Here is a 9,674-nt window from a genome sequence, read left to right on the forward strand (position 1 = left end):
CTGACGGCCACCCACGACAGGACACACATGACAGGCCATCCCTCGGCCGATGACGCCATCCCCCACGCACCCCCGCTGGCCGGACCCGCCACGGCACCGGGACCGGCCACGGATCCCGTCCGGTCCGATTGGAACCCGCGGGGCCCGCAGGTCCGTCGCGATCCTGTGGCCGCCTACGACAAGCTGCGCTCACGCTGTCCCGTGGCCCGCGATGCCAGTGGTGCTTGGACGTTGTTCACCCACGCTGACGTCACTGCCGCCGCGCTGGACCACGAGAGCTTCTCCAACGCAGTCTCCCGCTACCTCCAGGTGCCCAACGGTCTTGACGGCCCTACCCACACGGCCTTCCGCGCCCTCGTGGAGCGGTTCTTCACCCCTGAGCGGATGAGCGCCCTGGAGCCGGTGGTGCAGCGGGTCGCCACCGACCTGGTGGGCCAGCTCGAGGTCCCCGGCCCGATCGACGCCGTGGCGGTCGGCTCCCGCTTCGCCGTGCGCGCACAGACGGCCTGGCTGGGGTGGCCTGCAGGCCTGGAGGAGGATCTGCTGCAGTGGATGCAGGACAACCATGCCGCCACCCGCTCCCGGGACCGTTCCCGCACCACTGAGGTCGCCCAGCGCTTCGACGCCATCATCCGATCCTTGACCGACGTCCGCCGCGAGGCCGGCGACGGTGCGCCCGATGACGTGACCACTGAGCTTGTGCGTGCCCAGGTTGATGGGCGGGAGCTCAGCGACGATGAGATCGTCTCGATCCTGCGCAACTGGACCGGCGGTGACTTGGGGTCGATGGCGTTGTGCACCGGCGTGGTACTGACTTATCTGGCCGATCAACCCGAGTTGCAGGCCCGGCTGCGCTCGGGGGTGTCCGACCGGGAGTTCGACGCGATCCTCGATGAGATCCTGCGGATCGATGACCCGTTCGTCGCCAACCGCCGCATCACGACGGAACCCGTCACAGTCGGTGGTCGAGAGCTGGCCGCCGGCGACCGGGTGCTCCTGAACTGGACCGCCGCCAACCGCGACCCGCGGATCTTCGCTGACCCGGACGCGTTCGACCCGGTCGGCAACGCCCCGTACAACCTGGTGTACGGGATCGGCAAGCACGTGTGCCCTGGCAGGCCGCTGGCGACCCTCGAGCTGCGAGTACTGACCCGCGCCGCCCTGGCGGCGACGGCCGTGATCGAGCCCGATCCGGACCGGCCCCGGGAACGCGAGTTGCCGCCCGTGGGTGGGTTCGCCACCGCTCCGCTGCGCCTGCGGTGACACCCACCGCTCCGGCGGGAACACCGACCCCGTGTCGGGGTGGAGGAATCAGCCTCTCCCCGGCCGGGGCCGAGCACGCGTCGCTTGTCGGGACGCCCGAGCAGCCAACCCCTGGGGTTTAGTAGTTCTGGGGCGGGTCGGAGGCGGGGAAGGAATCGAGTCCCCACTGCTCGATCTTCGCTTCGTTCCGTTCGTACTGGGCGGCGGCTGTTTCCGCGTTCTTGATCAGCTGCTGGAGCTGGACGGTTTCGACGCTGGTGCGCGTCGCCGTGGCGATGCGGGGGCTCGTGGTCGGACTGGTCTTCTGGCACATGGGATGTTCCTTCTGTGGGCTGGATCCGCTCTCTCGCGCCCCGCCTCAAGATGAGTCGACAGGTGCCGGTGTGACGGCCCCCGTCAATGGGCTGGGGCCGCCACACCGGCGCCCTTGTTCTCACCGCATGAGGCTCCGGGCGTGCCCATGATCAGCACACGGGGGTGGGTTCGATGACGATCTTGCCGGTGGCGTGACCGGCCTCGACCTCGGCGATCGCCCGTCCTGCTTCTGCCAGGGGATAGCAGGCGGTGACGTGGGGATCGACGAGTCCGTATTCGATGACCTCGGTGATCTTTTCCATCGCCTCCTCGGTGCGTTCCAGTGCCGCCCCGCCCAGTTCTGTGGCGGTCGTGGCGTCGGCCGCCGAGATGATCCTGGCCGGATCGGTAACCAGGCCGGCGACCTCGCCCAGGGCCTCACCCCCGACGAGGTCGACGATAAGGTCCACCCCCTCGGGGGCGACCTCGCGGACGCGGTCAGCAGCTCCTTCCCCGGAGGGGACGAAGGTCGCCCCGGTGCATTCGACGATCTTGCGCTTGGACTGGCTGGCGACGCCGATGACGGTGAACTGGTGGACGCGCCCAATTTGGGCGGCCATCAGTCCCACCCCGCCGCCGGCGCCAAGAATCAGCAATCTCTGGCCGGGTTCGAGTTCGAACTGGTGGGTGGCGTCATAGGCGGTGGCCGCAGCCACCGGGATGGTGGCGGCGTCGGCGAAGGAGATCTCCTCGGGCTTGGCGACCGCCTCGGCCGCCCGCACGAGGGTGTGCTCGGCGAACCCGCCGTGACCCGGAGCGACGGGGCCGAGGATCTCGTCGCCGACCGCGAAACCCTTTACGCCTTCCCCGAGATCGGTCACGACGCCGGAGACCTCCCGGCCCATCGGGGCCGGCAACTCCCGGTCCCGCCCCAGTACCCCGGAGCGGATCTTCCAGTCGACAGGATTCACCCCGGCGGCCCGAACCTCCACGGCCAGCTCGCCCGGACCAGGCTGCGGGGCGGGCCGATCGAGGAGCTGTTGGGTCTCAGGACCGCCGAAATCGGTGAACACGTAGACCGTGGACATCGTCTTCCTCGTTTCTTCTCTAGAGGGTGTGGATGAGTGCGGGCTCAACCGGTCGGGGGTTCGTCCCGGCCGGTGGCCTCGGCCGCGTCCGCCTCCTCCTTGGTGGCGTAGGCGGCCTCGGCGGCGTGCTCGGGCGGGCTGTAGACGGTGTAGAGCACCAGGGGCTCATCCCCGGTGTTGCGGAAGTTGTGCCGGGCCCCGGCCGGGACCGCGCACTGGTCACCGGCCTCGATCGGATGCGTGTGCCCGTTCAGGTCGGCTTCCCCGGTGCCGGCGACGAAGGTGAGGATCTGATCGGTGTGCTCGTGGACCTCCTCGCCGATCTCACCACCGGTAGGGATGGTCATGACAACGATCTGAGCGTGTTGGCCGGTCCACAGCACCTGGCGGAAGTCGGGGTTGCTGCCAGCGATGTCGGCGATGGTGAAGTGCTCAATGTTGCCCTCGATGATGAAGTGCTCTTGCGCGCTCATGATGCTCCTCCTGCAGTGATGGTGGTCTCTCCGCCCGGGGCCGGGCAGGACTGGTGGTGCGTTCCACCCCGTGGCGGGCGGTCCTGGTGTGGGGCCGCCCGCCACGGTGGTGTCCTAGGACCGGGATGTCACCCGGTCTGTGGCCGGGGCGGCCGGTGTGGTGCCCGTCGCGGGGGTGGTGTCCTGGGCGCGGCGCAGCAACCGCATGGCGTTGGCGATCACGACGAGCACAGAAGCCTCGTGGACGAGCATCCCGATCGACATCGTGACCCCGCCGGCGAAGACCCCGGCCAACAACAGCACCACGGTGATCAGGGCGACGGTGATGTTCTGATGCATCACGGCCACGGTGCGCTTGGCCAGCCCGATCGCTTCGGGCAGCTTCAGCAGGTTGTCGCCCATCAGCGCGATGTCGGCGGTCTCCACGGCCACAGCCGAGCCGGCCGCGCCCATGGCCGCGCCGATGTCCGCGGTGGCCAGGGCGGGGGCGTCATTGACGCCATCGCCGACCATCACCACCAAGTGGCCCTCCCGCTGCAGCGCCGCGACCGCCTCGAGCTTGTCCTCGGGCAGCAACCCGGCGCGGATCTCGTCCACCCCGGTGACCTTCCCGATGGCCTGAGCCACCAACGGGGCGTCACCGGTGAGCATGACGACCTTCTCCACCCCGGCCTCGTGGAGCCGGGACACCATCTCGGCCGCGTCGGCCCTCACCTGGTCGGCCACGGCGATGACACCGATCACGGCATTGTCGACGGCCACGATCATGGGTGTCCGCCCAGCCGCGGCGAGCTTCTGGGCCGCAGCTGCAGCCTTCGGGTCGGTGATGCCGTACTGCTCCAGCAACGCGGCGTTGCCGATCAGCACCCGCACCCCGTCAGTGGTCGACACGATGCCCTTGCCCGGGACTGGGTCGACCGCCTCGGGGACCACGGAGGCGCCCACGCCCTCGGCCGCAGCGGCGTCGAGGATCGGGCGGGCCAGGGGGTGCTCGGAGCCGGCCTCCGCGGCCGCGGCCCAGCCCAGCACGTCCGCGCGGTCCAGCGCCGGGTCCAAGACGACCACGTCGGTCAGCTGCGGGCGGCCCTCGGTGAGCGTGCCGGTCTTGTCCACGGCGACGGCGGTGATCCTCGCGGAGGTCTCCAGGAACTCCCCACCTTTGATCAGGATGCCATTGCGGGCCGCACGGCCGATGCCGGCCACGATGGCGACCGGGATGGAGATCACCAGGGCTCCGGGACAGCCGATGACCAGCAGGGTCAGGGCGAGCACCACGTCCCCGGTGATCAAGCCACCGACCAGTGCCAGGACCATGATTGCGGGGGTGTACCAGGTGGAGAAGCGGTCGATGAATGCCTGGGTGGCCGCCTTGGCGTCCTGGGCCTCCTCCACCCGGTGGATGATGCGGGCCAGCGTGGTGTCGGCGCCGATGCCGGTGGCCAGCACCTGAAGAAACCCGCCGCGGGAGACGGTCCCGGCGAAGACCTGGTCGCTCTTGGCCTTCTCCACCGGGATGGACTCACCGGTGATGGAAGCCTCGTCCACGGCACCGGTGCCGGCCACGACTTGGCCGTCGACGGGAACCTTGGCGCCGTTCTTGACCAGCACCACCTCGCCCATCGCCACGTCCGCGGCCGGAACCTCGACCTGCTCCCCGTCACGCAGGACCACGGCGGTGTCCGGGGCGACCGCGACGAGCTCGGCCAGCGCCGAGCGGGTCTTGTTGAGGGTGGCCGACTCCAGGGCGTGGCCGACCGCGAAGAGGAAGGTCACCGCGGCGGCCTCCCAGTAGTTGCCGATGATGACCGCCCCGATGGCGGCGACCGCCACCAGCAGGTCGATCCCGACCGTACGAGCGACCAGCGCCCGGGCAGCCTTGACCACGATGTTGTAGCCGGCAACCACGGCCGCAGCGATCATCAGCACATCCGCCCACCGGACCGAGCCGACGACATTGGAGGCCGCGAACGAGGCGAGGATCAGCGCCCCCGCAACCGCGGGGATCGCCCACCGGCCGTACATCCAGCTCTGCACCCTGTTCATGGTGTCCGTCCTTTCCGAGGACTCCTGCACCCCCGATGGGGGGCTTGTTCACGACGCTACGCAGAACCCACAGACCAGAACATGACGGGGGTCAATCAACCGCGAACCGCTGAGAAGACCCGCCACGACTCAGTGATGCGGACACAGCGAAAGCGCCGCTGCCGGGCCTCCTGGGAAGGTCGCGGCAGCGGCGCGGGCCGTGGTGATGGACCAGCTCAGAAGACGGCAGGGCGGGCGGTGTAGCCGGCCTTGGCAACAGCGGCGACGATCTCCTCCACACTCACGTGGGCAGGGTCGTGGTCGACCTCGATGCGGGCCGAGGCGAAGTGGACCTTCACCGCCGAAACGCCCTTGAGACGCCCGACGCGCTTCTCGATCTTGGCCACACACGACGGGCAGGAGAAGCCCTCGGCACGCAGGACCGTGTGAGTGGTGGTGGCTGTGGTGGTGGTCATGGTCGGGGTTCCTCTCCCTGTTGTGGAGTACTCACCTCATCGGGTGTGTCTCCAACCTACGCAGGGCCGGGTCCTCGAACCATGACGGGCGTCAATCAACCGCGAAGCTCGGAGGACCAGGCCTCCGTTCCGGCGATCTCCGTCAGCCGGCGCGGGTCGCGCACAGCGGTCCAGCGGCGGCCGGCGTTGATGACACCGTCCTTGCGCCACCGGCTCATCACCCGGGAGACGGACTCCGGGGTCGACCCGGTCATCCCGGCCAGGTCCGCCCGCGACAGCGGCAGCTCGATCAGCGTCCCGCCCTCGCGAGCGGGCTCCCCGAACTTCTCCGCCAGGCGCAGCAGGACCGCCGCCAGTCGCTCGGCCACGGTGGCCGTGGACTGCCGGGTAACGTCGGAACGGGCCTGGGCGAGCAGCGCGGCGGTGTCCTCAAGCACCCGCAGCCCCACCACCGGGTGCTCGCCGAGGATCTGACGGAACGCGTCATCGCCAACCCGCAGGGCGCACACGGTGGTCAAAGCCTCGACTGTCTCGGCGTAGGCTTCCTGGCCGAGGGTGCGTAGCCCGCCGAACAGGTCTCCCGGCCCTAGCAGCTCCACCACGACCTCTTGCCCATTCGGTGCGGTCCGGTAAGCCTTGGCCCGTCCCGCGGCCACGAGGTAAAGGTGTTCGGCAGGCGCTCCTTCGACATGGAGCGCGTCCCCCTCAGCCCAGGACAGGGAGGTCATCCTTCGGTCGATGTCCGCCAGCTGCTCCTCGACCAGCCCGGCGAACATCGGTGTCCGGGACAGCACCTGCATCCGCACCGGCGCCGGGCAGGAGTGGGGCTGCGCGCAGGTCGACCGCAACGGGATCCGCCGCCGAGAAGACACCGGGCTAGCATCCGGGGACATCCGCGCCGGCGACCCCTGCAGGCCCTCGGCGTGCGAGGAGGTGCTCATGCTGTTCCCTTCAGGCCAGGTAGGGGAAACGGCACCAGGTACGGGGCGCCCACCTGGTCACCGGATCGCGTCGTTCGAATTCCACCGTACTCCCACAGCATTCGGCCCCGGCCCCGCGTCCCGCTTTCACGGACCCCGACCCGCATCAGCAACATGGCTTCTTCCCCCAGACCTTCTCCAATGGGGGTGCATCTCACAGACACCACCAGTGCGCGCAGAGCTTTCCCCGCTGACGTGTCGCTGGCGCCCGTTCGGCGTGGCGCGCGGGGAGTCCTGCAGCTTCCAGGAGGAGCGTGGACGCTGTGAACACCTCACGTCCCGAATCGACTCCTCCAGCCCATCAGCAGCGGAAGCCGCCCCGGGACTTCGCCGCCGTCCTGCCGCTGTTGGTGGGCTCGGCTGTGGGCGCGGCCGGGGGCAGCACCTTCGTGCTGGCCAACGCCTCCGCACTGGTCCCACCGCGGCCCGGACTGACCCTGGTTGCCTGGGGCGTGCTCGCGCTCGGATGGTTGGCCGCGACACTGCTGCACCGGCACGACCCCGCCGTAGCACGGCCGCGCCGGCATGCCCTGACGATTTACGTGACGAGTGTGGTGGCGACGCTGGTGCTGATCCCACTCGCCACCACGGCCTTCGGCACCCTCGAGGCAGAGCCCCTGCGTCCCGCGGCCATCGCCGCGGCGGTGGGTCTTTTCGTCACTCCCACGGCAGGGCCCGCAGCCGCAGTGCTGGCCGGGTTGACGATGCTGGCCTCGATCACGCTCTACAACCTCCGTCACTAGCCAGCACTCCACGGCCCGGAAAGCAACCCACAGTGCATCAGACCCGCCGGGTTCGGCGTGAGGTCGTTGCACGGAGGCCGGACTATGGACGAGGAGGTTCAGGAGGTGTCTCCGTCGACGGGTTCGACCTTAGGGTCCGTTGCCGGGGTGCAGCGAGTATGTGGGGGCAGTGCTGCGCTCAGATGCGGGGCGATGTGTGCCAGCTGGGCGAGATAGCCGTGGGCGTCCAACTCGGTCAACGCGAGGCGAACCTGGGCCTTGGCCGTGCTGGCGCGGGCTGCGAGCTCAGCCAAAGCCAGGGTGTGCTCGGGGCGGGTGCGGGCCACCGCGCGCAGCACCCGACGGGCCTCCACGCTCAGCCGGGAGTCGGCGCCCGCCTGGTGGATCAGAGCCTCCAGGGCCGGGCGCAGGGCGGCAAAGGCCGCCGCCCGCGACAGCGGATCGGCCACGGGGACCGCCCAGTCGGCGTGCGCTGCGGCAGGGTGGGCATCGTTCATGCGGGCCTCCTCAACCGGGGCAGCTACCTGCGAATGGACGATGTGCTGCCACAGGGACGGAGGGACGGTCATGGGTGCCGTAAGGGGCCGCCAGCCCGACGGCAGAAGCGTCGCCCCCCGACGACGGAGCCCAAGGCCCCAGCTCTTCTGCCGCCAGGACGGCGGCTATTCGACCGGTCTGGAATGGGCCAGCCCCCCGGCTGCGCCCTCTGACACGGTCCACACTAGGTGGCCCAGCCCCCCGACTGAGCACCGTGCGCGATACCCCAACCGTACCGACCGGTAAGGAAAAGATCGACTTTCATAATGTCCCCACTTCCGCCGGTGAGACGCCCCGCCGTGCTGACGAGGCGGTCCGGGGCCGGGTTGTCCGCCCAGAGGCGGTTTCCGCCGGCGCGTACGGCAGGCTGGAATTGCTGGGCCCCCCGGTCCTGCGGACACCGACTCCGACCGCATCGGCTAAGCCTTCCCCTGGGGATGCCGTCTGCGTGGTGCTGGCCCGGTGCCTGTTATGGGTTCCAGGCCATGACGCCATCGGTTGCACGTCCGGGGACGTCGACGAAGCCCTCCGCCGCATAGAGCTTCTTGGCGTAGTTGTCGGCCTCCACCGACAGGCTGAGCCGGGGCACCCCTCGAGCTCGCGCGTCGTCCTGCACCCGGCGCAGGAGCGCCCTGCCCACTCCCCGGCCACGCCAGTCGCCCCGCACCCACAGGCTCACTTCCGGGGTGTCCTCGGCGAGGAATCCGTAACCAGGATCATCCGGGGGCAGGAATTGGGCCCAGACAACGCCGATGGCGCCCTTACCGACTTCGGCCACCCAACCGAAGTCGCCGCGCTGGGGATCAACGACCGTGTAGTGGGCGAACTCCGACCGCGTGCGCACATCGGCCGCTATGAACCGCTGCCCGCACCAGTTGAGGTTCCCGAGCGTGGCCGCGGCCAGCAACGCGTTCTCCGCTGCCATCAACGGTCGCAAGGAGAAGTCATGGAGCACGGGGTCATCGTATGGCCGCAACCAGATGCCGAACCTCAACTGCATCATCATTCCCGCGGGCAATGTCCGGTAGCACCGCAGCCACCCTGATGCTCACCGAAGGCTGGGACGTGAAGGTCGTTGCCCAGCTGCTGGGTCACGCTTCGGTGACCACCACCTCCAAGTACCTCGACGAACTGCCCGGACAGCTGAGGTGGCGGTCAACGCCCTCCTGACTCCGGTGGATCCGTAGGAGTTCGCTGCACCGTTGCCGTGGGGCGTGTGCTGCCCCCGAGAGCTTCATGGGAGTTAGCACATGAGATAAAGCCTTGAATAGCCATTCGAGTGTGATGTTGCTTACTATGTCTCCACCATTCGCGGAGCTGCTCGTGGGAGCAACTCCGGCTCCCTTGGGCGATCGTTGTTCTGAGGGAGTCTGATGTCTATCACCTTTGAGCCCGTGCCCCTGACGGATCGACGGCTCTTCGAGGCCCGGGTCAGTGAAGCCGCGGTCGCCCTGCACCACGAGGGCCACGATCCGGAGAGGATCTGCCAGGAAGCGGCGCGGATTGGTCAGCGGTACCCCTGGGTGGACGCCCGCACGGTGGCCAATGCCCTGGTGGACGCCTTGGGCCCGGGATGGGGCGCCATCTACCTGCATTGGCTGTGGGGCCAGGACGACGACTCCTGACCCATTGCTCCTCGGTAACAGCACCCTGTGGAGAGCGTGCAAGCACGGCCAGCACGCCCATCAGGACAGGACCTGCCCCCGCACGGGCCAACCCCACAGGCAATGTCGTTCTCGTGGAGCGGCTGATAACCGGCCATATGTAAAGCGAGTGGTGGCGGTGAGCCACCTGCCCT

Annotated in this window: 12 protein-coding genes; 4 read left to right on the forward strand and 8 right to left on the reverse strand. The window is 69.1% G+C overall.

What is annotated here, in order from left to right:
* Positions 1–165 precede the first annotated feature (165 nt).
* A complete protein-coding gene (locus tag AVL61_RS08960) occupies positions 166–1,263 on the forward strand; it encodes a cytochrome P450 (RefSeq protein ID WP_017834491.1) in 1,098 nt (365 codons plus the stop codon).
* 118 nt (positions 1,264–1,381) lie between these two features.
* Here the strand turns inward: AVL61_RS08960 and AVL61_RS08965 are convergent, their stop codons facing one another.
* The 6 genes from AVL61_RS08965 to AVL61_RS08990 form a co-directional block, all read right to left on the reverse strand.
* Positions 1,382–1,576, reverse strand: a complete 195-nt coding sequence (locus AVL61_RS08965; RefSeq protein ID WP_017834492.1) for a hypothetical protein — start codon at positions 1,574–1,576, stop codon at positions 1,382–1,384.
* A gap of 151 nt (positions 1,577–1,727) precedes the next feature.
* On the reverse strand, positions 1,728–2,645 hold the full coding sequence (locus tag AVL61_RS08970) for an NADP-dependent oxidoreductase (protein ID WP_017834493.1): 918 nt from the start codon (positions 2,643–2,645) through the stop codon (positions 1,728–1,730).
* A 44-nt stretch (positions 2,646–2,689) separates the two neighbouring features.
* The gene (locus AVL61_RS08975) at positions 2,690–3,118 is read right to left on the reverse strand and encodes a cupin domain-containing protein (RefSeq protein ID WP_017834494.1); all 429 of its coding nucleotides are present in this window, start codon (positions 3,116–3,118) and stop codon (positions 2,690–2,692) included.
* A gap of 114 nt (positions 3,119–3,232) precedes the next feature.
* Positions 3,233–5,161 carry a heavy metal translocating P-type ATPase gene (locus AVL61_RS08980; protein ID WP_058874013.1) on the reverse strand — a complete coding sequence of 643 codons (1,929 nt, stop codon included), beginning with the start codon at positions 5,159–5,161 and terminating at the stop codon, positions 3,233–3,235.
* A gap of 215 nt (positions 5,162–5,376) precedes the next feature.
* Complete coding sequence (locus AVL61_RS08985) at positions 5,377–5,616, reverse strand: heavy-metal-associated domain-containing protein (RefSeq protein WP_058874014.1); 240 nt, start codon at positions 5,614–5,616, stop codon at positions 5,377–5,379.
* A 95-nt stretch (positions 5,617–5,711) separates the two neighbouring features.
* The gene (locus AVL61_RS08990) at positions 5,712–6,557 is read right to left on the reverse strand and encodes a Crp/Fnr family transcriptional regulator (RefSeq protein WP_058874015.1); all 846 of its coding nucleotides are present in this window, start codon (positions 6,555–6,557) and stop codon (positions 5,712–5,714) included.
* Positions 6,558–6,850: 293 nt separating this feature from the next.
* Here AVL61_RS08990 and AVL61_RS08995 point away from each other — a divergent pair, with 293 nt between their 5' ends.
* Positions 6,851–7,339 carry a hypothetical protein gene (locus AVL61_RS08995; RefSeq protein WP_017834498.1) on the forward strand — a complete coding sequence of 163 codons (489 nt, stop codon included), beginning with the start codon at positions 6,851–6,853 and terminating at the stop codon, positions 7,337–7,339.
* Between the two features lie 98 nt (positions 7,340–7,437).
* Here AVL61_RS08995 and AVL61_RS09000 read toward each other — a convergent pair whose 3' ends face one another.
* Positions 7,438–7,836, reverse strand: coding sequence for a helix-turn-helix domain-containing protein (locus tag AVL61_RS09000; RefSeq protein WP_058874016.1), 399 nt, complete (start codon positions 7,834–7,836; stop codon positions 7,438–7,440).
* A gap of 509 nt (positions 7,837–8,345) precedes the next feature.
* Positions 8,346–8,831 (reverse strand): GNAT family N-acetyltransferase, encoded by a 486-nt coding sequence (locus AVL61_RS09005; RefSeq protein WP_231738343.1) that lies wholly within the window; start codon positions 8,829–8,831, stop codon positions 8,346–8,348.
* Between the two features lie 62 nt (positions 8,832–8,893).
* Between AVL61_RS09005 and AVL61_RS17395 the strand changes: the two genes are divergently transcribed.
* Positions 8,894–9,046 (forward strand): tyrosine-type recombinase/integrase, encoded by a 153-nt coding sequence (locus AVL61_RS17395; RefSeq protein ID WP_242630412.1) that lies wholly within the window; start codon positions 8,894–8,896, stop codon positions 9,044–9,046.
* A gap of 203 nt (positions 9,047–9,249) precedes the next feature.
* Positions 9,250–9,501: a hypothetical protein gene (locus AVL61_RS09010; RefSeq protein ID WP_058874017.1), complete on the forward strand. Its 252-nt coding sequence runs from the start codon at positions 9,250–9,252 to the stop codon at positions 9,499–9,501.
* Positions 9,502–9,674: the final 173 nt, after the last annotated feature.

The organism is Kocuria rosea subsp. polaris (genome assembly GCF_001483755.1).
In the GTDB taxonomy this organism is placed as follows: Bacteria; Actinomycetota; Actinomycetes; order Actinomycetales; family Micrococcaceae; genus Kocuria; species Kocuria cellulosilytica.

Bases quoted from the DNA above. Each gene is read 5' to 3' on its own strand.
- AVL61_RS08965 (WP_017834492.1), bottom strand. From the start codon at position 1,576: ATGTGCCAGAAGACCAGTCCGACCACGAGCCCCCGCATCGCCACGGCG.
- AVL61_RS08970 (WP_017834493.1), bottom strand. From the start codon at position 2,645: ATGTCCACGGTCTACGTGTTCACCGATTTCGGCGGTCCTGAGACCCAA.
- AVL61_RS08975 (WP_017834494.1), bottom strand. From the start codon at position 3,118: ATGAGCGCGCAAGAGCACTTCATCATCGAGGGCAACATTGAGCACTTC.
- AVL61_RS08980 (WP_058874013.1), bottom strand. From the start codon at position 5,161: ATGAACAGGGTGCAGAGCTGGATGTACGGCCGGTGGGCGATCCCCGCG.
- AVL61_RS08985 (WP_058874014.1), bottom strand. From the start codon at position 5,616: ATGACCACCACCACAGCCACCACCACTCACACGGTCCTGCGTGCCGAG.
- AVL61_RS08990 (WP_058874015.1), bottom strand. From the start codon at position 6,557: ATGAGCACCTCCTCGCACGCCGAGGGCCTGCAGGGGTCGCCGGCGCGG.
- AVL61_RS09000 (WP_058874016.1), bottom strand. From the start codon at position 7,836: ATGAACGATGCCCACCCTGCCGCAGCGCACGCCGACTGGGCGGTCCCC.
- AVL61_RS17395 (WP_242630412.1), top strand. From the start codon at position 8,894: ATGTCCGGTAGCACCGCAGCCACCCTGATGCTCACCGAAGGCTGGGAC.
- AVL61_RS09010 (WP_058874017.1), top strand. From the start codon at position 9,250: ATGTCTATCACCTTTGAGCCCGTGCCCCTGACGGATCGACGGCTCTTC.